The sequence below is a fragment of the Nocardia sp. NPDC050712 genome (assembly GCF_040654295.1).
Classification (GTDB): domain Bacteria; phylum Actinomycetota; class Actinomycetes; order Mycobacteriales; family Mycobacteriaceae; genus Nocardia.
In genome coordinates, this window is sequence record NZ_JBFAHT010000001.1 from 323,401 (window position 1) to 345,645 (window position 22,245).

The following is a 22,245-nucleotide window of genomic DNA, read 5'->3' on the forward strand; positions in this document are numbered from 1 at the left end:
CTCAGCTCACCTGGACGGTGACCGCGGGATATCCGGTGGCGCCGTCGGGGATGACGTCCTGGAACGCGGCGATCTGCGGCCGGCCGGTGGCGTCGATGGCGCGGGCGCGCAGCGTGTGCGTACCCGGGGTGGCGTCCCAGTCGTAGACCCACTGGCGCCAGGTATCGATGGATTGGTCGGCCGACAGGCGCGCGGGTTGCCATGGGCCGTTGTCGATTTGGACCTCGACGGCGGTGATGCCGAGGTGCTGGGCCCAGGCGACGCCCGCGATCGGGATGCGGCCGGCGGACAGGCGGGCGCGAGCGCGCGGGGTGTCGATGCGGGACGCGGTTTTGATGGGCCCCTCGGCCGACCAGCCGCGCCGGGTCCAATAGGCGGTGACGCGATCGAAGCGGGTGATCTCGATGTCGGTGACCCATTTGGTGGCCGAGACGTAGCCGTAGAGGCCGGGAACGACCAGCCGGGCGGGGTAGCCGTGGGCGACCGGGAGCGGTTCGCCGTTCATGCCGACGGCGAGCAGGGCGTCGCGGCCGTCGGTGAGCGCGGCCAGCGGCGCGCCGCAGTTCCAGCCGTCCTTGGAAGTGGACAGGGCCATGTCGGCGTCGGGGTGCGGGCCCGCTTCGGCCAGCAGTTCGTCGAGCCGGTAACCACGCCACAGGGCGTTGCCGATCAGGTCGCCGCCGATCGGATTCGAGACGCAGGCCAGGGTGATCAGCCGCTCGACGGCGGTGCGGCCGGCCAGATCGGCCCAGCTGAGCCGGATTTCGCGATCCACCATGCCGTGGATGCGCAGCGACCAGTCCTCGATCGACACCTGCGGGACGATCAGGGCGGTGTCGATCCGGTAGAACGAGGAATTCGGGGTCAGGTAGGGCGTCAGGCCGGGGATCCGCAGATCCGCTTCCGGCGCAAGGGAAATCGGTGGTCCACTGGGCTGGGGCAGCTGCACGGCCGCCCGCTCCTCGGAGACATCCGTGCGCTGCGACCCGAGCAGCTTCCCGCCGACACCCGACGCGATGGCCAGCCCGCCGGTGACGAGAATGCCCCGCAGCACCTGCCTGCGCTCCGGGGCCGCGACCGGATCGGCCGACTCGACGGATTCGGTTGTGCCGAGCGGCTTTTCCGGCGCGAAATCGAACGCGGCGTCGATGCGCCGGGTGAGCACCCGCAACGCGTAGATACCGGCTCCGACGCCGATCACGGTCGGCCACAATCCCGGCAGTCCCTGGCGGCCCACCGCGACGATCACCGCGAGCACCCCGAACGCCGCCAGCAGCGCCGACCCGGCCGCCCGCTCGGTCCGCTCGACGGCGCCCGCGAGCCCCGCGACCACGACGGCGACCACCGCCATACAGAGGTACAGCACGGCTTTGTCGTTCGTGCCGAAGGTCTGGATCGCCCACTCGCGCAGACCATCCGGCGTGTGATCGATGACGGTCGAGCCGAGCGCGATGATCGGCGCGGTGCCCGCCCCGGTGAACGCCGCCACCAGCTCGGCGATCCCGAGCGCCAACGCAGCGGCCAAGACGCCCGCTACCACACGAATACGCAGCTCGGCCATGGATTCGAGCCTACTGCCGCGCGGCGGACCGGACCGCCCGGCAGCGGCCGAAACGGCGGTACGTCACTGTTTCGTCACAAGCGCGACGGCGTGCGGCACGCAAAAGCGCCGCCCGCGAAGAGGTTTCGCGAGCGGCGCCGGTGCGGAGCCGAACTCAGTTGTAGATCGCGTCCACGTCGGCCGCGTACTGCTTCATCACCACGTTGCGCTTGAGCGACATCTTCGGGGTGAGCTCACCGGTTTCCTGGGTCCAGTCGACCGGGAGGATGCGGATCTTCTTGATCGCCTCGGCCTTGGAGACCTTGTGGTTGGTCTCGGCGACGGCGGCATCGATCTCCGCGACCAGGGCCGCGTTGTCGATGAGCTGCTCGGTCGTGGTCTCGGCCGAGATGCCGTTGCGTTCCTTCCAGCCCGGCAGCGCCTCCGGATCCAGGGTGATCAGCGCGCCGATGAAGGGCTGGCCGTCGCCGACCACCATCACCTGGCTGATCAGCGGATGCGCGCGCAGCGAATCCTCGAGCAGCGCGGGGGAGACGTTCTTGCCGCCCGCGGTGACCAGGATTTCCTTCTTGCGGCCGGTGATGCTGATGAAGCCCTCGGCGTCGATGGCGCCCAGGTCGCCGGTCTTGAACCAGCCGTCGGCGAACGCGTCGGCGGTGGCTTCCTCGTTGCCCCAGTAGCCGTTGAACACCGAGAAGCCGCGTACCAGCAGCTCGCCGTCCTCGGCGATCTTGACGCCGTGGCCCTCGGTGGGGCGGCCGACCGAGCCGACCCGGATGTACTCCGGGGTGTTCACGGTGACGGCGGCGGTGGTCTCGGTCAGGCCGTAGCCCTCGAAGATGGTGACGCCGATACCGCGGAAGAAGTGGCCGAGGCGGGCGCCCAGCGGGCCGCCGCCGGATACCGCGGCGTCGCACTGGCCGCCCAGGGCGGCGCGCAGCTTGCTGTAGACGAGCTTGTCGAACAGCGCGTGCTTGAGCTTGAGCACCAGGCCGGGGCCGCCGTTGTCCAGCGCCTCGCTCCAGGCGATGGCGGTTTCGGCGGCGGCGTCGAAGATCTTGCCCTTGCCGCCGTCGTGCGCCTTCTGCTTGGCGCCGTTGTAGACCTTCTCGAACACGCGCGGCACCGCGAGGATGAAGTGCGGGCGGAACACGCCGAACTGGTCCACCAGGGTGGTCCAGTCGGCGGTGAAGCGCAGGGTCACCTTGGCGTCGAAGCTGGCCAGGGTCACCGCGCGGGCGAAGACGTGCGCCAGCGGCAGGAACATCAGGGTCTTCTTGCCCTCGATGATGTACTTGCGCAGCGCGATCAGGTCCGAGCGGGACTGACCGTAGAGGTTCGCGTGGGTGAGCATGACGCCCTTGGGGCGGCCCGTGGTGCCGGAGGTGTAGATCAGGGTCGCGGGGGACTCCGAGCCGACCTGTGCGCGGCGCTCGTGCACCACCTGGTCGTCGAGCTCGGCGCCGCGGGTGATGAGCTCCTCGACGGCGCCCTTGTCGATCTGCAGGATCTCGGTGAGCGCCGGGATCTGATCGGCCGCGATCTCGTCGATGGTGGCGCGGTGCGTGTCGTTGTCGAGCACCAGCAGCTTGGTCGCGGAGTCCTGCAGGATCCACTTGGCCTGCTCGGCGGCGGAGCTGTCGTAGATCGCGACGGTGCAGCCGCCGACCGCCCAGATGGCGAAGTCGATGACGACCCACTCGTAGCGGGTGGGCGCCATGATGGCGACCCGATCGCCGAAGCCGATGCCCGAGGCGATCAGTCCCTTGGCCACGCCGGTGACGGTCTTCGCGAACTGCGCGGCCGTCACGTCGTCGAAGCCGCCGCGTCCGTTCGGGACGTCGAACAGGACCGCATCGGGCGACTGCTCGGCGTGCCGGAAGACGTTGTCGGAATTATTCGCGTCCGCCGGAATTGTGTAAGAAGCCGGAACTTCGAACTCGCGCATCAGTGCCCTTCCACGTGGTTTACTCGCCAGTAATCTACGACACCTATGAGGCGGTCGTCATATCGACCACCGTAAACACGCGAAATGGCGTGTTTACACCCGGTGGGAATGGGGTTGTCGATCATCCTAGGTCGCGCATCGACACCGGTTGGATCGCCTCTTTGAGGAAATCCGACAGTTCGCGCACCGCCGCGGCGGCGGCGGCCACGAAGGCCGCCTGTGCCTGCGCGACATGCCACAGCCCCTGGCTTTCGGTGAACCGGACATGCACACCGGCGGTCCGCAGTGCGCCGACCAACTCTACGCACTGACTGTGCAGCAGCTCACTGACGTCGACCTGGACGTAGGTGGGCGGCAAGCCGTGCAGTTCGCCGCGTAGCGGCGCGTAGCCGGGGTCGTTCCCGTCGCCGTCGCCCAGGTAGGCGGCGGCGCAGGCGCGCGACCACGGCCGGTTGATGACCAGGTCGCGTTCCTGTTCGGGGACGACGTTCGGGTCGGTCCAGGGCGCGATCAGACCGAGCGCGGCCGGTGTCAGGCCGTGCTCGGCGATCAGCCGCTGCGCGGTGGCCAGGCTCAGCCCGCCGCCCGCCGAGTCGCCGGCCAGCGCGATCTGGTCGGGCCGATAGCCCGCCTGCTCGACCAGCTCGCGGAACGCCGCGGTGGCGTCCTCGAGTCCGGCCGGGAAGGGGTGTTCCGGCGCCAGCCGGTAGTCCAGCAGATACACCGCGCACCCGGTCTCGTGCGCCAGCCGCGCGGCCAGCGAACGATGGGTGGCCAGCGAGCCGACCGTGTACCCGCCGCCGTGCAGGTACAGCACCGCGCCGGCGGCGGATTTGCCTCGGACGGTGAGCTTTTCGGCGGGACGCCCGGCCAGGCGGAGCCGATGCACGACCGTGTTGTCGGGCAGCCACTGCAGCGCCGAGCCCACATCCATCAGCTTGCGCTGCACCGGGAACGGCAGCCGCGCGTTGAGCATGGCCGGAAACATCCGTCCCAGCACGGCTTTGGACACGGGCAGCGGAAAATTCATGTCGCGCATCGGTTTACCTCAGGGCTGAAAGGTGCGGTTCACCACGGCGGAGATCCGCTGGTAGCCGGAAGCGGAGATTCGGACGAAGGCGTCGAGCAGCTTGGCTTCCCAGCCGATCAGCACCCGGCCGTGCTTCTTGCGCACGCCCTCGGTGATGGTCTGCGCGGCCATCTCGGGGGTGTGGATGGCCAGCTTCGCGTCGAACATGGCGGCCGCCTTCTTGCCGTCGATGCCCTCGGCGAAGGTGGAGTTGCGCGCGACCGCGGTCTTGATGCCGCCGGGGTGCACGCAGGTGACCTCCACCGGGTGCTTGCCCAGGATCATCTCCTGGCGCAGCGACTCGGTGAAGCCGCGCACCGCGAACTTCGCCGAGTTGTAGGCACTCTGGCTCGGCACGGCGATGAGGCCGAACAGGCTGGAGACGTTGACGACATGGCCCGCGCCGGACTCCATGAGCATCGGCAGGAAAGCCTTGGTGCCGTTGACGACGCCCCAGAAGTCCACGTCCATGATGCGCTCGATGTCCTTGAACTCGGACTTGATCACATCACCGTGGTAGGCGATACCCGCGTTGTTGTAGATCTGGTGCACCACGCCGAAGTGCGCCTTCACGGCGTCGGCGTAGAGCAGCACCGCCTCGCGCTCGGCGACGTTGAGCCGATCCGATTTCACCTGCGCGCCGAGGGCTTCGCAGCGGCGCACCGTCTCGGCCAGGCCCTCGGTGTCGATGTCGGACAGCGCCAGCTTGGCGCCGCGCTTGGCCAGGTTCTCCGCCAGGGCGCGCCCGATGCCGGAACCGGCGCCGGTGATCACACAGACCTTGCCCTTGAAGTAAGCGTCGTTGCCCACGGGTTATGCCACCACTTTCCGGTCGTCCGCAGACGACGTCGTTGCGTATGCGGATACGTCGAATTTCTTGGTAAGCCTACGGAATTCGAAGGTGAAGTCGGGCCAGAGCGTCGTATTGTTGCCGTGCTTGTCCATGTACCAGCTGGCGCACCCGCCGGTACTCCACACGCTCTTGGCCAGCTTCTGCTGCAGGTCCTGGTTGTAGGTGTCCTGCACCTCGCGGCGCACCTCGACGGTGTTCAGGCCGAGCCGGTCCACGGTGGCCAGCGCGTCGGCGATGTAGTTGATCTGCGATTCGATCATGTACACCATCGAGGTGTGGCCCAGGCCGACGTTCGGGCCGAGCAGGAAGAACATGTTCGGGAAGTTCGCGATGGCCGAGCCCTTGTAGCCCTGCTGGCCGATCTCGTCGAACACCTCCGACAGGGTGCGCCCGTCCTTGCCCGCGATGGTGTTGTAGGTCGGGGAGTCGGTGACGTGGAAGCCGGTCGCCACGATCAGGGCGTCGATCTCGCGCTCGGTGCCGTCCTTGGTGATGATCGAGCCGGACCGGACCTCCTTGATGCCGTCGGTGATCACGTCGACGTTGTCGCGGCTCAGCGCGGGGTAGTACTCGTTGGAGATCAGCATGCGCTTGCAGCCGATCCGGAAGTCCGGGGTGACCTTCTTGCGCAGCTCCGGATCGCGAATCTCGAACTGCAACTTGGCCTTCGCCAGCAGTTCCAGGCCCTGCATCAGCGCCGGCACCTTGGTCAGGCCCAGCACCTGGGTCTCGCGCGCGGCGTAGATGGCGGCGCGGGACAGCCGCTGCACGCCGGGAATGTGCTTGAACGCGAAGCGCTCCGCGGCCGTGTAGGGCCGGTCCACCCGGGGCAGCAGCCACGGCGCGGTGCGCTGGTAGACGTCCAGGTGGCCGACCTGGGCCGCGATCGCGGGCACGATCTGAATGGCGGAGGCGCCGGTGCCGATGATGGCGACGCGCTTGCCGGCCAGGTCGGCGTCGTGGTTCCAGCGCGCCGAGTGGAAGACCTCGCCCTCGAAGTCGTTGATGCCCTTGATGTCCGGCAGGGCCGGCTCGCAGAGCGCGCCGACCGCGGAGACCACGGTGTCGGCGGTGAAGCTGCCCTGGTTGGTCTCGATCTCCCACAGGGCGGTCTCGTTGTTCCAGCGGGCGCTGGTGACGTCGCAGTCGAACAGGTGCTTGTCCAGCACGTCGAAGCGCTCGGCCACGCCGCGGATGTAGCGCTGGATCTCGCCCTGCTTGGAGAACGAGCGGGTCCAGTCCGGGTTGAGCGCGAAGGAGTAGGAGTACAGGTGCGAGGGCACATCGCAGGCCGCGCCCGGGTAGGTGTTGTCCCGCCAGGTGCCGCCGACATCGCTGCCCCGTTCCAGGACGAGATAGTCGGTGCGACCCTGTTGGCTCAGCCGGATAGCCAGCCCGAGGCCCGCGAAACCACTACCGATGATGATCGTCTTGGCGTGGCGGGCAGGGCGGTTGCCGACAGCTTTGTCTGTAACCTTGCGACTCATGTAAACGAGAGTACGGTCTTATTGAGCATGAGTCAACAGTACTGAATGGCGTTCAGTAAGGTGGGGTTTGTGGGTAAAGCGAACGGTGTGACCAAGCGGGTGCGGCTCAGTCCGGAGGAACGCCGTCAGCAGTTGATCACGCTCGGGGTCAAGATGCTGGGCGAGCGGCCGCTCGAGGAGATCTCGGTCAGTGACATCGCCGAGCAGGCCGGCATCTCCCGCGGCCTGCTGTTCCACTACTTCCCGACCATGCAGGACTTCCAGCTCGCGGTCGTCGCGCACGCGAATACCGAGCTGTTGCAACGGGTCCGGCCGGACGGCTCGCTCGACCTGTTCGAGCAGCTGCGCGATTCGATCGAACGCTACATCGACTACGTCAGCGAGAACCGCCAGTCCTACCTGGCGCTGCTGCGCGGACCCGCCAGCGCCAGCCCCGACCTGATGCCGCTGGTCGACGAGACCCGCCTGGCGATCGTCGAGATGATCCTGGACCAGATGCCCGTGCCCGCCGAAGCGAGCGACCGGCCGCGGCTGGTGCTGGCGGTGCGCGGCTGGATCGCCTTCGTCGAGGAGATCACGCTCAGCTGGCTGCGCGCGGAAACCATCACCCGCGAGCAACTGGTCGACCTGCTGGTCGAATCGCTGCTGACCTTGGCCCTAGCCCTCAACCCCGCGATCGCCGCCGCCCTGCGCGGCTGAGATCCGCCGGTCGCCGGGCACGGCGTCGACGTCGGCGCAGATCGCGTCGAGGGCCGCGTGCAGGCCGCGGGTCAGCGCCTGGATGGTCGCCGGTTCCCACAGCAGCGCCGCGTAGCGGAATTCGGCCCGGATGCCGGCGGGTCGTCCACCGGCGCCGACGCGCTCCCGGGCCTGCAGCAGGAGCTCGAACTCCGCGCGCAGCGCCGGGAGGTCGCGCAGTCCGAATTCCAGGTCGCCGGCCGCACCGGCGGTGGCGACGTCGCGGAAGAACGTGGTGACGATCTGCGGCAGCGCGGTGGCGCCCGCCGGGACCAGGCGCTCGTAGGGGAACTCCCGGTGTTCGTAGGCCTCGAGCACACGGTCGCGCACCTGGCGGATCAGGTCGCGGTAGGTGGGCGCGGCGGCGCGGTCGGTACGGATCAGCACGATGTCGACCGCGCAGCCGAGCATGGTGTCGAGCTCGGCGCGGTCCCGGCTGCTCAGCGCGGTGCCGACCACCAGATCGGGGCCGGCGCCGTGCTCGGCCAGCGCGCAGACCAGCGCGGTGTGCAGCACGGCGTAGGTGGTGGCGCCGCAGCGGCGGGCGGTATCGAGCAGGCGGGTATGGGTTTCTGCCTCGATATCGAAGGCGAGTACCGCCGCCGCACTCGCGCCGGTGCGCGGATTGTCTACCGCCAGTGGCGGTTCCGGTGTGATGCCCGCCAGGGTCTTGCGCCAGTACTGGGATTGCTGGGCGAACCGGGTGCCGGGATCGGTCGACGCGCCGAGGGTTCCGCGCGGCGCGAGGGTGTGATCGGCGTATTGGAAGGCCGGCGTGGGCCAGCGCGGCGACAAGTGCGCGGCGCGGGCCTGGTAGGCGAACTGGATTTCGCTCAGCAGCGTGCCCAGCGATTCGGCGTCACCGGCGCAGTGGTGGACCACGATCAGCAGGACGTGATGCTCGGGGCTGATCCGGAAAAGCCTTACTCGCCAGGGCGGTTCGCTCATCAGCCGAAAGCCGCGCGCGGTTTCCGCGGCCAGCATTCCATCGAGATCGGCGATATCGGTCGCTATTTCGCGATAGTCGACGTCTTCGGACCGGAAATCCTTGATTTGCTGGACGGGGCCTTTCGGTGTGAAAGGCAATATCGTGCGCAAGATTTCGTGCCGGCGCACAATATCGTCGATCGCCGTGCGGAGGGCCGAGGTGTCGAACGGCCCGCGAAGTTCGAACGCCACCGGCATCAGGTAGTCGGCGGTGTCCTCGCTCAGATAGTTGACCGTCCACAGGCGGTGCTGGACCGGGCTGAGCGGAATCGGGTCGGGGCGGCGCACGGTGCGCGGCGCGGTACCGGCCACGCCGGTGCGACCCGACAGCAGCTGTTCCAGCGCGGCGACCGTCGGCGCGGACAGCAGGTCGCGCAGGGTGACGGTGACGCCGAGCGCACGGCTCGCGGCCGCCGCCAAACGGATGGCGGCCAGCGAGTTTCCGCCGAGCTGGAAGAAGTCGTCGTCCAGGCCGACCCGGGGCGCGCCGACCGCGTCGGCGAACAATCCGGCCAGGATCTGCTGGCGTGGGCTGCGCGGCGGGCGGATGGCGGCGGCCGCGGGCAGGGTGAGCGCCTTGCGGTCGATCTTCCCGTTGACGGTGAGCGGCAACTCGGGGATCCGCACGATCACGGCGGGCAGGAGATAGCTGGGCAGCAGGGTGGCCAGCCGGTCCCGCAGCGCCCCGGTATCGACCGCGGTCTCGGTGACGACGTGGGCGATCAGCGTCTTGCCCGCCGCCATCCGGTGCGCGGTGACCACGGCCGCGGTGACACCGGGCTGGGCCCGCAGCACATGCTCGATCTCACCCGGCTCGACCCGGATGCCGTTCACCTTGACCTGCCGGTCACCGCGCCCGAGGAACCGCAGCTCACCGTCGGCGCCCCAGCTGCCGTAATCGCCGGTCCGGTACATCCGGGAACCCGGCGCGCCGAACGGGTTCGCGGTGAACCAGCCCGCGGTGCGCCCGGGCAGCCCGAGGTAGCCCTGCGCCAAACCCGCACCGGTCAGATAGATTCCGCCGACCATGCCCGGTGGGACCGGCCGCAACAGCGCGTCCAGCACCAGCACCGCGGTGTGATCGACCGCCCGGCCGACCGGGAACGCGGCCGTACCGATCGGGCCGGGTGGAATCGAGTAGGACGTGGCGTAGGCGGTCGCCTCGACCGGGCCGTAGATGTTGACTACCTCGACCTCGGGTGCCGCGGCCCGCATCGCGCGCACGGTGTCCGGCGCGAGCACATCGCCCGCACTGGAGATGACGCGCAGCCCGGCCAAACTCTCCGGAATGTCCTCGGCCAGCACCTGGAACAACCCGGCCGGGCACAGCATGGCGGTGACCGCGCCCGCGCGCAGCACCTGCCGAAAATCCTCGGCGCCGAGCCGGGCCGGCGACGCGAGCACCGCGGTATGCCCCTGCAACAGCGGCATCCACAGCTCCCACACCACCATGTCCCAGGCATACGGCGAATGCACCAGCATCCGCCGGTACTCCGCACCGGCGGCGATCCGATCGATCGCCCGGGTGACGATCGCCCGATGCGTCACCTGCACGCCCTTCGGCTCCCCGGTCGACCCGGAGGTGAACATCAGCCACGCCACCGCCTCGGCGGGAACCGTTGTTGTCCTGCCCATTCCGGCCGAGGTCACATCCCGCACCGCCGCGACATCGTCGAGTACCAGCCGGGTTCCGGTGTGCCGCAGCATCCATTCGACACGGTCGGGTGGATCCTGCTCGTGCAGGGGGACGCAGATCGCGCCCAGCTTCATGAGGGCGAGCAGCGCGATGACCAGCTCGGGGGAGCGGGGTAACCGCACGGCGACCGGTGTGCCCAGTCCGATGTCGTGGCGCTGGGCGAGCTGGTGGGCGAAACCCGCTGCGCGAGTGTCGAGGTCGCGGTAGGTGAGGTGCGTGCCCTCGTACCAGAGGGCATCCCGGTCCGGGTGTGCTCGCGCGATATCGGCGAAAGCCTGTGCCACGCTGCGGTTCGTCGCTCCGGTGGGGTCTTCGTGAGGTGCGCGGCCGGTGCCCGCCGGGCCGTCGGCGAGGCGGCCGATGGGCGTTCCGTCGGCCGCGGCGGCTACCTCGTCCAGCGCTGCGAGGAACCGTGCGTGCAACCGGGCCAGCGCGTCGGGATCGCAGCGATCGGCGGAGGTGTCGAAGTCGATGCGGGGTGCGTCCCCACTGGCGTAGACGCCGATGCCGAAGGTCTCGGTGCCGCCGGTCGAGACCGGAGTCAAAACGGCGGGCACCGCGCCGAAGTGGAGTTCCGGCGGGATCGGCAGGATATTGAGCATCGGCCCGGTGAGGCGATGCTCGCCGCCGGGCGCGGTGCCGTCGGCGAGCAGGTCGAACCGGCGATAGTGCTGGTGGCGCAGCAGCTTCCGGAACTCCGCCTGCGCCGCCCGGGCCAGCGCGCCGATCGAACCGGCGGGGTCGACGGTCAACCGCAGGCCGACCACGTTCGAGGTCATCCCGAGCGCCTGCCAGGAACGCTTGGCGGGCACCGATACGCCCAGCACCACGGTGCGGGCGCCGGTGTCGGCGTGCAGCACGACGGCGATGGTCGCGGCGAGCAGCGCCGTCCAGTCGACGTCGAAATCCGCGGCGGTCCGCTGGAAGCGCGCCCAGCTCGCGGCGTCGGGCCGGTCGGTGTGGCGGATCGGCCCCGTAGCGCCGGGTGGCACGGGCGGATGGTTGAACATCGGCGCGTCCGGCAGTCCCGCCAGCCGCTCGGCCCAGAATTCGCGATCGTCGGCGAATCGGCGGGAGTCGCGATAGCGCTGGTCCGCTTCAACGAAATCGGCCACGGTGTCGGTGATTTCGGTCGACACCGGCCGGTCTTCGAGCAGATCGGTGTACGTGCGCGCGACCTTGCGAATCAGCGCGAGCGAGGTACCACCGTCGAAGATCAGGTGGTGCGCCTTGATGCCCCACAGGTATCCGTCGGTGCCGAGGTCCAGCAGGTAGTGGTCGAACAGTGGCGCGCTCGTCAGGTCGTAGGGCCGGGCGAACTCGGGCTCCAGGTACGCCAGGGCGGCCGCGAGCGGATCCTGCTCGGCACTGAAATCGCGTTGCACCAACGGGAATCCGGTGCAGTCGGCGAGCACCTGCCGCGGTTCCGGCCCGGTGTGATCGAGCCGGACCCGCAGCGTCTCGCTGCGCGCCACGACACTACGCAGCGCCTGCTCGAAGACCACCGGATCGATGCGCCCGCGCAGCCGGACGTAACCGCTGATCAGGTAGCGCCGGTCGGTGCCGAACAGGGCTGTGTAGGCCCAGATCTCTTGCTGGGCAACGGTGAGCGGCCAGCCGGGGTTGTCCATCACAGTCCGTTCCGATCAGCGAGCGCGTCGAGCAGCCCGGCGAGGTGGGTGACGAGGCGCTCGACGCGGTGGTCGTCGAGCAGATCGCGGTGCCAGTTCAGCGCCACCCGCAGGTGCTCGCGCGGCCATACCGTCGCGGTCAGGGGAAACAGCGTGATCTCGCGCGATTCCAGCTCGGTCAGCGTCAGCTCGCCGAGCGTGAGCGGTGTCGCCGCGCCGTCGACCGGGTACGACTCGAAAACCAGGAGCGTGTCGAAGAATTCGCGCACCGGGCGGCGCGCCGCCGCTTCGATCTCGGCGAGTCCGAGGTAGTGGTGGTCCACCACCGCCGACTGCGCGGCCTGGACCGCCCGCAGGCGGTCGGCGAGGTCACCCTCGGACCGCAGGCGAACCCGGACCGGCACCGTATTGATGAACGAGCCGACCATCGCGTCGACACCGGACAGGCTGGGCGGACGCCCGGAAACCACGGTGCCGAACAGGATGTCGTCGCCTCCGGTCAGCTCGCCGAGCACCCGCGCCCAGGCGTATTGGAAGACGGTGTTGAGCGTGACACCGGCTGCGGCGGCCAGGCGCGACAAGCCCAGGGTCTGCGCCGCGGACAGCGTCAGCACCTGCTCGGCGGCGGACTCGATAGGCGCCGGGGGCGTCGCACCGGGCGCGGCCACCAGTGTGGGCCCGGCCACGTCGTGCAGGGCGGCCTGCCAGGCCGCGACCGCCGGCGCGTGATCCTGGGCCGCCCGCCACCGCAGGAAGGTGCCGAAACCGGCGTCGATGTCGTGGTCGGCCCGGATCCCCAGGGTGTATTCGGTCAGCAGTTCGCGCAGCAGGATGGGCGCGGACCAGCCGTCGAGCAGCAGCCGGTGGTTGGTCAGCGCCAGTGTCCACCGCTCGGCGGCGGTGCGAACCAGCAGGAACCGGACGAGCGGCGGCGCGGCCAGATCGAAGGGCCGGAACTGCTCGTCGGCGAGCAGGTCCTGGAGTCCGGTGGGGTTCGAGCGGAGATCGCTCTCGCGTACGGAGATGGGGGCGTCCGCGGTGATGAGCTGATACCAGCGCTCGTCCGCGCCGCCGCGCAGGAAGGCCGCGCGCAAGGTGGCATGCCGGTCTACGAGATGCTGTGCGGCCGTGCGCAAGCGGGCCAGATCCGGTGTACCGGTGCAGGTGAGCACCACCTGGAGGGTGTGTACCTCGATCGCGTCCGGGTCGCGGGGCGCGAGGGCGGCGAACTTCTCCTGGATCGGCGTCAGCGCCCAGATATCGCGCAGGCCCGGGTAGCGGTCCTGCCACCTGTCGATCTCGGACTGTCGCAGCGGCACAGCGTAGTCGGACGGCGTGCGCCCACCCGCGTCCGATTCTTCGGCGTGCGTGGCCAGCGCTCTCAAAGCACTCAGCCACAGGTCGGTGAGTTCGCCGACCTGTGTTTCGGTCAGCAGCGTGCGGGGGAAGGAGAAGCCGGCCGTGAGCTTGCCGTCGGTCACCATCGCGTCGATCGAGATCGCCGCGCCGGCGGGCAGTCCTGAATCATGCGGCGGTTCGGCTGTTTCCGAGTCGGCGAAGTCGGCGGCGGGGAGCCACGGGCCGCCGCCGGTCGGCGCTCCGGAGACCGTGCCCAGGTAGGTGAAGGCGACCTGCGTGGTCTCCGCGGGCATTCGCGCGGCGGTCGACGGGTTGAGGTAGCGCAACAGCCCATAGCCGATGCCGGATCCCGGCACCGAAAGCAGCTGTTCCTTCACCGTTTTCACGCTGTCGGCAAGGGCTGGACCGCCGGCGATCGCCGACTCGGCATCGAGCCCGGTCAGATCCAACCGGCAGGGGTAAGCCGCGGTGAACCAGCCGAGGGTGTGTGAGAGATCGGCCCCGGAGACGAGATCGGGCTCGCGGCCGTGCCCTTCCAGCCGGATCGTGGCCGCCGCCGCGCCGAGCCCGCGCCGCTGCCGCCACGCGGCAAGGGCCAGGGCGACCGCCGTGAGCAGCACGGCGTTGGCATCGGTGCGATACAGCGCGGGCAGCGTGGTGAGCACCGCCGTCGTCGCGACCTCGTCCAGCCCGACGGGTATCCGCTGGACCGTGGCCGCGGTATCGACGCGCGGATCCAGCGGGCGGTCGGTGAACAGCGTCGTCGCCGCCCCACCCAGTTCCCGCCACCGGTCCACCTCGGCGACCCGCGCCGGCCGGTGCGCTTCCGCGCGCAGACTGTGCGCCCACCGCCGCATCGAGGTGCCGCCCCCGGGCAACTCCGGTCGCCCACCGGCACCGACCTGCGCCCACGCGGCAAGGAAGTCCGGAATCAGAATGCGCCAGGACACACCGTCGATCGCGAGGTGATGCACGACCACGATCAAACGGTTGTCGTGCTCCAGCCAAACGCAGTGCAGTACGGCACCATTGGCCGGATCGAGTCGTGCGATGGCGGCCGAGGTCGCGGCGCCGGGCGCCGTGCCGTCGGCGCGGGTCAGCACGGTATCGAGATCGACGGCTTCGACGGGGTCGGCGAACAGCCGCCAGCGTCCGCTGGCGTCGCGGTAGAGACGGGCGCGGAGCATGTCGTGGCGGGCGACGACCGCGCCGAGAACGGTGCGGAGTTGCGGCTCGGTGATGCCGGGCGGCAGGTCGAGCACCAGGTGCTGGGCATAGCGATCGAATCGGGTGCCGCCGGATTCCGCGAGTTCGAGCAGTGCGAGAACCGCCGGGGTGGGCGGCAATTCGCCGACGCCACCGCCGGGCAGCTCGGCGAGCGTGTCCGGAATCTGGGTACCGGTGCCGGCGATCGCGGCCAGACCGGCGACGGTGCGCTCCTCGAACACCTGCTGGGCGGTGAAGCGGATGCCGCGCGCCTTGGCCCGGGAGACCAGCAGGATCGACATCACGCTGTCGCCGCCGAGGGCGAAGAAGGACTCGTCGACGCTGACCTGCTCGCGGCCAAGGACTTGGGCGAAGACCTCGGCGAGGAGCTGCTCGGTCTCGTTGCCCGGGGCCCGGAACGGAACTCGACTGGGTGCGGGCGCGGGAAGCGCGGCGCGGTCCAGCTTGCCGGCCGGATTGCGCGGGAAGGCGTCGAGGACGAGGATCTCGTCGGGCACCATAGCCGCGGGCAGTCTTCGTGAAAGATCTTCGCGTAGTGCGTCTTCCGTGGGCGCTACTCCGGCGACCGGGACGATGTAGCCGATGAGCCGACCATCGGAACGCAGGATCGCGGCAGCCTGGGCGACCGGCGCACAGGCCGCGAGCGCGGCCTCGATCTCACCGAGTTCGATGCGGACGCCGTGCCGTTTGACTTGCAGATCGGCCCGCCCCTGATAGTCGAGCAGGCCGGTGCCGCTGTTCCAGCGCACGATGTCCCCGGTGCGGTACAGCCGCCCGCCGGGTTCGAAGGGGCTGGCGACGAAGTGGTCCGCGGTCCGGGCCGGATCGCCGAAGTAGCCGCGGGCCAGTTGAACTCCGGACAGGTACAGCTCCCCGGGTGCGTCGTCGGGGACCGGGCGCAGACAGGAGTCCAGCACGTAAGCGCCGGTGTTCCAGGCCGGTGCGCCGATGGGGATGGCTGTGGAATTCGCCGTGCTGACCGGATATCCGGTGACCGCTCCCGTCGCCTCGGTCGGTCCGTAGAGGTTGTGCAGCCGGGCCGGGCTGGCCGCCGCGAACCGGTGTGCGAGTGCGGGGGCGAGGGTTTCGCCGATCAGCAGGACGCGCCGCACACTGCCCGGGAGTTCCGGGGACACGTTCAGCTGACTGGCCAGGGTCGAGGGCACGAACTGGACCGTGGTGACCGCGTGCGCGGCCAGCAGGCGCGATATCTCGGTGGGATCGTGGTCGGCGGCGGCCGGGGCGATGGCCAGGCGCGCGCCGCGGTGCAACGGCCACAGCAGTTCCCAGATCGAGACGTCGAAGGTGACCGGCGTCTTCTGCAAGACCGTGTCGGTGTCGTCGAGCTCCAGGTGCGCGGACATCCAGTGCAGGTGGTTCACCACGGCGGCATGGGAAACCGCCACACCCTTGGGCATACCGGTCGAGCCGGAGGTGAACATCAGATAGGCGAGATGGTCCGGGCGCGGAGCCGCGTAGTCCACTGTGCCGGAGTCGAACCGGGCGCGATCATCATCGAGGTAGACGATCGGTGCGGTACCGCACTCGAATCCCGCGCCGCGCGTGGTCAAGACGAGGAGCGGACGTGCGATCCGCAGGATGCGTTCGAGTCGTTCGGTGGGATGCCCGGGATCCAGCGGCAGGAACGCGCCGCCGGCGCGCAGCACCGCGTAGACCGCGACGAGGGCATCGGTCGAGCGGGGCAGTGCCACGCCGACGACGGTGTCCGGCCGCACGCCGCGCCGAATCAGCCAGCGGGCGAGCGTATCCACGCGTGCGTCGAGCTCGGCATAGGTGAGTGTTTCCGGGCCGTAGACGAGTGCGGTGGCGTCCGGTGTCCGGCGCACCGCACGCTCGAAACCCGTCAGCGTGGTCTCGGCCGGATCCAGGTCGCGCACCGCGCCGCCGCGGTGGAACTGCCGCTCGCGCTCGGCGGTCGAGGCCAGATCGAAGCGGCCGATCGGAATGCTCGATGTCGCAATCAGACTGGCGAAAAGTGCGGTGCAGGTCGTCAGTTCGGGGTCCGGCAGGCTGATCTCCCAGCCGTCCGCGCTCTGGGTCGCGATCGGCGTCCCGGGTGGCGGCGTGCCGGGGCGCGCCCGCCGCAGGAGTACGCCGACCTCGGTCGTGATCGTGCGGAAGTCCTGATACGGACTGACCTCGACGTGCAGCACCGTCGTGCTCGCGCCGATCCGCAGTCCCACAGCGACTTCCGCCACACCGGACCGTCGATGCGCGTACACGGCCAACCCGGCCAGCACCACCGCCGCCGCGCCCCCGCCGCTGCGACGGGCCAGCCGGCCCAGCCCGGCGGAGTGTTCGAGCACAGCGCTCGCCTCACGGGTACTCATGAAAACCCTTACCCGTCTTGCGGCCCAGATGACCGGCCGCCACCAGTTCCGCGAGCGCCCGCGGTACCCGGTAGCGCCCGTCGCCGGTCGTCTCGCGCAGCACCACCAGGGTGTCGGCGACGTTGTCGAGCCCGATCAGGTCGGCGGTGCGCAGCGGTCCCATGCGGTGGCCGAGGCAGCCCTCGAACAGGTCGTCGATGGTGGCGGCGTCCGTGCCGGTCTCGGTGATCGCGACGGCCTCGGCGATACCGAGCATGAGCACGCGGTTGATCACGAAGCCGGGACCGTCGCCGACCACGATGCCCTTCTTGCCCAGCGTGTCCAGCAGGGCCAAGGCGCGGTTCAGCGCGTCCGGTGAGGTCTGGGCGGAGGTGATGACCTCCACCGTCTCGGTCAGCGGTGCGGGATTCATGAAGTGCAGGCCGAGAACTCGTTCGGGGCGGCCGGTTTCGGCGGCCAGGTCGGCGATCGGGATGGCGGAGGTGCCGGAGGCGAAGATCGCCGTGGGCGGGCAGACCCGGTCCAGATTCGCGAACACCGCGCGCTTGAGTTCGACGCGCTCGGTGACGGATTCGATGACGAAGGTGGCCGTGGCCAGGTCTTCGAGCCGGTCGGTCCAGTGCACGCGCGCGGTGATGCCGGGCAGGTCGGCCGCCGCCGGGCCGCGGCCAAGCAGCACGCTGAGCCGCAGCGCCGACTTCAGTTGGCGGCGGGCGTTTTCGACGGCCGTGGCATCGGTTTCGACCACGGTCACTTGGAGGCCGGCCTGGGCGACGCACTGCGCGATGCCCGCGCCCATCACCCCGGCGCCGACGATGCCGACGTGTTGTTCGCCGGTCATGGGTGTACCTCCGGTTCGTAATCCGCGCTCGCGGTGTCGTAGACGGGTTCGTCGGGCCTGGTCCGGGCGGCCGCCAGGAGACGGGCCAGGTCTTCGAGCAGGTCCTCGGCCGAGGTGTAGTCGAAGAGTTCGGTCGCGTAATTCAGGTGCAGGGCCGGGGGATTCGTTGTCCACGTGAGGTCGAGTTCGGTGGACGGGTCGGGCGGGGCGGTGTCGGTGCCTCGGAACCGCACGGGCGAGCTGCCGAGCTCGGTGATCGTGGGGCGGCGCAGTGTGCGCCAGGTTGTCTGCGGGGTCAGCTCGGCGAGTGCGTATTGCGGTTGTCCCGCTGTGGAATCCGACAGCCCGATGCAGAGCCGGTGCTGTCCGGAGTACCAGGCAAGTAGCACGGCGTAGGCGTCGAAGACCGCCGCGTCGAAGTCGTTGTCCGGCTTTGGTGTCCCGTTGCCGAAGGGGAGGTGGATCTCGCGTGTGGCGCGGGCGTGGGTGAAGGTGGTGTGACCGGTGCGGGGCTGGTCGGAGGGGATCAAAAGGGCGGGGGCGTCGGGGCCGATGATCAAGGCGTCGAGGGTGGGTGGGGTGGGTGCGGTCATCGCGGTGAGGGTTTGCAGGAGTTCGTCGGCGAGGGCGGCGACGGTGGCGCGGGTGAAGAGTTCGGTGCTGAACTCGAGGCAGGCGCTGATGTCGCGGGGGACGTCGTCGGTGTATTCGAAAGTCACCAGGGTGATATCGAATTTCGCTGTGCCGGTAGGCAGTCCGCCGAATTCATTGCCCGCCGAGTGTTCGAGGTCGAAGATTTCCGCGCCGGCCTCGTCGACGCGTTCCATCCGCGGGGTGACCTGGTGGATGTAGAGCACGTCGAACAGCGGGGTGCGGGATAGATCGCGCTGATCGACGAGGGCGTGCACCACTCGGTCGAACGGGATCTCCTGATGTTCGAGTGCGCCGAAGACACTGGACCGGACGCGGGCCAGCAGTTCGGGCAGCATCCGATCGGCGGTGAAGTCGGTGCGCAGGGCGACCGTGCTGTTGAAATAGCCGATCAGGTCCTGGAATTCGCGTCGGCCGCGTCCGGTGGTCGGGGTGCCGATGACGATGTCGCGCTGCCCGCTGCGCCGGGCCAGCGTCAGATAGAAGGCGCTGAGCAGCACCACGAACAGCGAGACCGATTCGCGCTGCGCCAGCGCGCGCAACTCGGTGATCAGCCGCGCCGGAAGCGTGAACGGGTGCAGATCGCCGACGTAGGTCTTGCGCGGCGGGCGCGGAAAGTCGGTGGGCAGGGCCAGCGTCGGCGCGCCGGTCAGTTCGGTGCGCCAGTACTCGAGTTCGTGATCGAGCGCCGAACTCCGCAGCAGCTCGCGATGCCAGGCCGCGTAGTCGCGGTACCGGATGGGCAGTGGCGCCAGCCGGTGCGGGCGCCCCTCCTCGCGGGCCGCGTACAGTTCCGGCAGCTCGCGGGCCAGGATCACCGGCGTCGCGCCGTCGGTCACCGCGTGATGACAGACCAGTTGCAGCACATGGGCTTCCGGCTCCAGCGTGATCACCAGGACGCGCAGGAGCGGATCGGCGCCGAGATCGAACGGCGCCTGCGCGGCCGCGTGCACCAGCGCCCGCGCGGCGGCGGTGGGATCGGGCTCGGCCGAGACGTCGACGACACGGAAGTACGCCGCGAGCCGGTCGCGGATCCGCAGCACGGGCAGACCGTCCACCTCGGCGAAGTTGTAGCGCAGGGTTTCGTGGCGTTCGACCAGATCATCGAAGGTGCCGCGCAGCACGTCCACATCGATCGGCCCGCGCAGCAACTGCACGACCGGATAGTTGTACAGGGTGGTGTCCGGATCGAACTGGTGGTGGAACCACATGCGCTCCTGCCCCGACGACATCACCGGCTCGTCCTGCGCGAACAGCGCCGGAATCGGCGCGCGCCGAGGCACTGCCGGCGCCGCCGTGAGCAACTCGGCGAAATCCGCCAGCCGCGGGCGCTCATAGATGTCGAGCAGCTTCGGGCGGAACCCGAACGCTTCCTCGATCCGGTCCACCAGCTGCACGGCGATCAGCGAATTACCGCCGAGCGCGAAATAATTCGCCTCCTCATCCATATCGTCACTGGTCCCGAGCAACCCTGCCAGCGTCTCCCGCAACCACAACTGAGGATCGCTGACCGCACGCACCGGCTTATCGACCACCGCGACCGACACCCCATGCTGAGCGCGCGGCAAATCCACCCAGCACCGCTCCTCCTGCATCGGATGCCCAGGCAACCGCACCCGCCGCGCATCCGGCGCGAGCACCGTCCAATCCAGATCGACACCGGTTTCGTACAACCGGCCGAGCAGCTCTTCGGACCCCTCGTAGTCCGCTGCCGCCGTAATGATCTCGGTGTCAGTCGCCGACTCGGCGAGCAGCGCGCCCAGACGTCCGCTCGGACTCGGCTCGATGAAGACCACCGGTCCATCGGCACGCAGCGCCCGAACGGCGGCCAGCAGCCGGTCGGTGTCGATAGTGGGTGCTGCGTCGGCGAGTTCCCGCGCATCGACCGGCTCCCGTGAGCCGAGTAGATATCGCGACGCGTAGCGGGAGGAACCGGCACTGAGCAGCGCAGCGAATTCGACTCCGCAGGCCCGCAGACGCTCATGCACCGCGATCTGACCGGCCAGCACCCGCGCGGTCTCGCCGGTCGCGGGCAACTGCGCGGGCAGGGGACCAGCCGAAGCCGAACCCGCCGGAACGGCATCGGGTGACAGCAGCAAGACCACCCGCGGCTTGTCCGGCTGGGTCCGTGCGGATACAGCCGCCTTGTCCAGCAGATCGGCCAGTTGTGCTGTGCTCGAGGCGGTAACAGCCACCCGATACTCGTAGTGCGAACGTCCAAGCGCGAGGGTCGCCACGATCTCGTCGAACGAGGCAGAACTCCCGCGCAACGCCGCTGCCAATTGCGTGCACAGCTCGGTGAGTGCCTGCGGACTCCGCGCGGAAACCCCAACGAGCCGCGCGGGCATGGCATCAGACGTGGTGGGGGCGTCGACTGTGGAGGTATCCGTCGCGATGACGGCAGGCATAGCGGCGAATGCGTCAGGTGTGGTCGCGGCTATTTTGCGTGCTGTCATGACGACGGGCGTAGAGGGGCGCGCCGTTGCGGTGCCGGTTTTCGTGGTGGACACCGCTGTGCTGCCGGGCGCTGTGCCAACCGCAGCGGCCGTGCCCGGCGGGGCCTGCACCACGACGCAATGGGCGATGCTGCCGCCCAGACTGAATGAGCTGACGCCGGCTACTCGCGGTCCGGTCCAAGGGCGGGCTTCGGTAAGCACCTCGATGCCGGCGCCGGCGAGATCGAATCCGCCGGTGGGGCGGGTGAAGTGGAGGGAGGGATAGAGCTCGCTCGCGGATACGCTCAGGACGGCCTTGACCAGGCCGGCGATTGCCGAGGCGTGGTCGAGGTGTCCGATATTGGTTTTGACCGAGCCGATGGGCAGGGGACGGGGGCGGGATGCGCCGAAGACTGCGGTGAGACCTTCGAGTTCGACCGCGTCGCCCAAGCGGGTGCCTGACCCGTGTGTTTCGAGATATCCCGCAGTGCGGGGATCGAGTCCGGCTTTGGCCCAAGCTCTTTCGATCACCCGGGCTTGGCCGGTGGCGCTCGGCGTGCTGATCGTCGCGGCTGCCGCGCCGTTGTGCCGGGTGGCGCTGCCGCGGATCACGGCATGGATCGGGGCCCGATCGGCTTGTGCCCGCGCCACGGTGGTCAGGAGCAGGATCGCGCCGCCCTCACCGTTCACGGTGCCATCCGCGTCGGCGTCGAACGCGCGGCATACGCCGCTGGGCGACATGATCTCGCTGAAACCGCCGCCACCCCAGGACGGTGTCCCGTGCACCCGCACCGCGACCCCGCCTGCCAGCGCGTAATCCGCATCACCGGAAAACAATTCGCGGCACGCCTGGTGCACGGCGACCAGCGCGCTGTTGCAGCCGCTGTCCACGCCGAAGCAGGCTCCGGTGAATCCGAAGCGGTGCGCGATCCGCGCCGGTCCGGCGAACGCGGCGTTGCCGAGCAGGCTCAGCGGGCCCGGGTCCACCGCGATCGAGTGATAGCTCGACTGGGCGGCGCTCAAAGCGACGGCCGTAACCGCCTGTGCCAGAAACTCCCTGGCGTATCCGCCGTCCTCGATCGCGCGCTGCGCCAGCACCAGTGCCAGCCGCTGCTGCGGGTCCATCACCGCCGCCTCCCGGGGCGACAGGTCGAAGAACCGGTAGTCGAACTGCTCGATATCGCTGAGATGCCCCATCGGCAGGTAGGTCACCGCCGGATCCAGCCCGGTGGCCGCGATCCGTCCCGGCGGCATCGCTCCCACCGAATCCCGCCCCGCGGCCAGGTTCCGCCGGAACTCCGCCAGGTCGGCGGCCTGCGGGAAGCGTGCCCCGATGCCGACGATGGCGATATCGGTGGGGCGGGTGTCTAGCTCGGGCAAGTCTGCTCCTGCGTACTCATGATCGGGGGAA

At 69.4% G+C, this 22,245-nt stretch carries 10 protein-coding genes; 1 reads left to right on the forward strand and 9 read right to left on the reverse strand.

Features of this window, described 5'->3' with window-relative positions:
* Position 1: 1 nt before the first annotated feature.
* The 5 genes from AB0H76_RS01625 to AB0H76_RS01645 all read right to left on the reverse strand — a co-directional run bounded on the left by AB0H76_RS01625 (position 2) and on the right by AB0H76_RS01645 (position 6,918).
* On the reverse strand, positions 2–1,561 hold the full coding sequence (locus tag AB0H76_RS01625) for a molybdopterin-dependent oxidoreductase (RefSeq protein ID WP_357315856.1): 1,560 nt from the start codon (positions 1,559–1,561) through the stop codon (positions 2–4).
* A gap of 154 nt (positions 1,562–1,715) precedes the next feature.
* Positions 1,716–3,509 (reverse strand): long-chain fatty acid--CoA ligase, encoded by a 1,794-nt coding sequence (locus tag AB0H76_RS01630; protein WP_357315859.1) that lies wholly within the window; start codon positions 3,507–3,509, stop codon positions 1,716–1,718.
* Positions 3,510–3,630: 121 nt separating this feature from the next.
* On the reverse strand, positions 3,631–4,548 hold the full coding sequence (locus tag AB0H76_RS01635; RefSeq protein ID WP_357315862.1) for an alpha/beta hydrolase: 918 nt from the start codon (positions 4,546–4,548) through the stop codon (positions 3,631–3,633).
* 9 nt (positions 4,549–4,557) lie between these two features.
* Positions 4,558–5,388 (reverse strand): SDR family NAD(P)-dependent oxidoreductase, encoded by an 831-nt coding sequence (locus tag AB0H76_RS01640; protein WP_357315865.1) that lies wholly within the window; start codon positions 5,386–5,388, stop codon positions 4,558–4,560.
* 3 nt (positions 5,389–5,391) lie between these two features.
* Positions 5,392–6,918, reverse strand: coding sequence for an NAD(P)/FAD-dependent oxidoreductase (locus AB0H76_RS01645; RefSeq protein ID WP_357315869.1), 1,527 nt, complete (start codon positions 6,916–6,918; stop codon positions 5,392–5,394).
* A gap of 45 nt (positions 6,919–6,963) precedes the next feature.
* Here AB0H76_RS01645 and AB0H76_RS01650 point away from each other — a divergent pair, with 45 nt between their 5' ends.
* On the forward strand, positions 6,964–7,617 hold the full coding sequence (locus AB0H76_RS01650) for a TetR/AcrR family transcriptional regulator (RefSeq protein ID WP_357315872.1): 654 nt from the start codon (positions 6,964–6,966) through the stop codon (positions 7,615–7,617).
* Here AB0H76_RS01650 and AB0H76_RS01655 read toward each other — a convergent pair.
* Genes AB0H76_RS01655 through AB0H76_RS01670 form a run of 4 tightly spaced genes read right to left on the reverse strand, consistent with a single transcriptional unit; the run spans position 7,576 to position 22,214 of the window.
* Positions 7,576–11,970, reverse strand: coding sequence for an amino acid adenylation domain-containing protein (locus AB0H76_RS01655; protein WP_357320298.1), 4,395 nt, complete (start codon positions 11,968–11,970; stop codon positions 7,576–7,578). The genes AB0H76_RS01650 and AB0H76_RS01655 overlap by 42 nt on opposite strands.
* Entirely contained in the window at positions 11,970–16,907 is a 4,938-nt protein-coding gene (locus tag AB0H76_RS01660; RefSeq protein ID WP_357315875.1) for an amino acid adenylation domain-containing protein, read from the reverse strand. The genes AB0H76_RS01655 and AB0H76_RS01660 overlap by 1 nt, the downstream gene beginning before the upstream one ends.
* Positions 16,894–17,748 (reverse strand): 3-hydroxyacyl-CoA dehydrogenase family protein, encoded by an 855-nt coding sequence (locus AB0H76_RS01665; protein ID WP_357315878.1) that lies wholly within the window; start codon positions 17,746–17,748, stop codon positions 16,894–16,896. The genes AB0H76_RS01660 and AB0H76_RS01665 overlap by 14 nt, the downstream gene beginning before the upstream one ends.
* Positions 17,745–22,214 (reverse strand): condensation domain-containing protein, encoded by a 4,470-nt coding sequence (locus tag AB0H76_RS01670; protein WP_357315881.1) that lies wholly within the window; start codon positions 22,212–22,214, stop codon positions 17,745–17,747. The genes AB0H76_RS01665 and AB0H76_RS01670 overlap by 4 nt, the downstream gene beginning before the upstream one ends.
* Between the last annotated feature and the right edge of the window lie 31 nt (positions 22,215–22,245).

Excerpts from the sequence above, each read along its gene's own strand:
- AB0H76_RS01625 (WP_357315856.1), bottom strand. The coding sequence starts at position 1,561 with ATGGCCGAGCTGCGTATTCGTGTGGTAGCGGGCGTCTTGGCCGCTGCG.
- AB0H76_RS01630 (WP_357315859.1), bottom strand. The coding sequence starts at position 3,509 with ATGCGCGAGTTCGAAGTTCCGGCTTCTTACACAATTCCGGCGGACGCG.
- AB0H76_RS01635 (WP_357315862.1), bottom strand. The coding sequence starts at position 4,548 with ATGCGCGACATGAATTTTCCGCTGCCCGTGTCCAAAGCCGTGCTGGGA.
- AB0H76_RS01645 (WP_357315869.1), bottom strand. The coding sequence starts at position 6,918 with ATGAGTCGCAAGGTTACAGACAAAGCTGTCGGCAACCGCCCTGCCCGC.
- AB0H76_RS01650 (WP_357315872.1), top strand. The coding sequence starts at position 6,964 with ATGGCGTTCAGTAAGGTGGGGTTTGTGGGTAAAGCGAACGGTGTGACC.
- AB0H76_RS01655 (WP_357320298.1), bottom strand. The coding sequence starts at position 11,970 with ATGGACAACCCCGGCTGGCCGCTCACCGTTGCCCAGCAAGAGATCTGG.
- AB0H76_RS01660 (WP_357315875.1), bottom strand. The coding sequence starts at position 16,907 with ATGAGTACCCGTGAGGCGAGCGCTGTGCTCGAACACTCCGCCGGGCTG.
- AB0H76_RS01665 (WP_357315878.1), bottom strand. The coding sequence starts at position 17,748 with ATGACCGGCGAACAACACGTCGGCATCGTCGGCGCCGGGGTGATGGGC.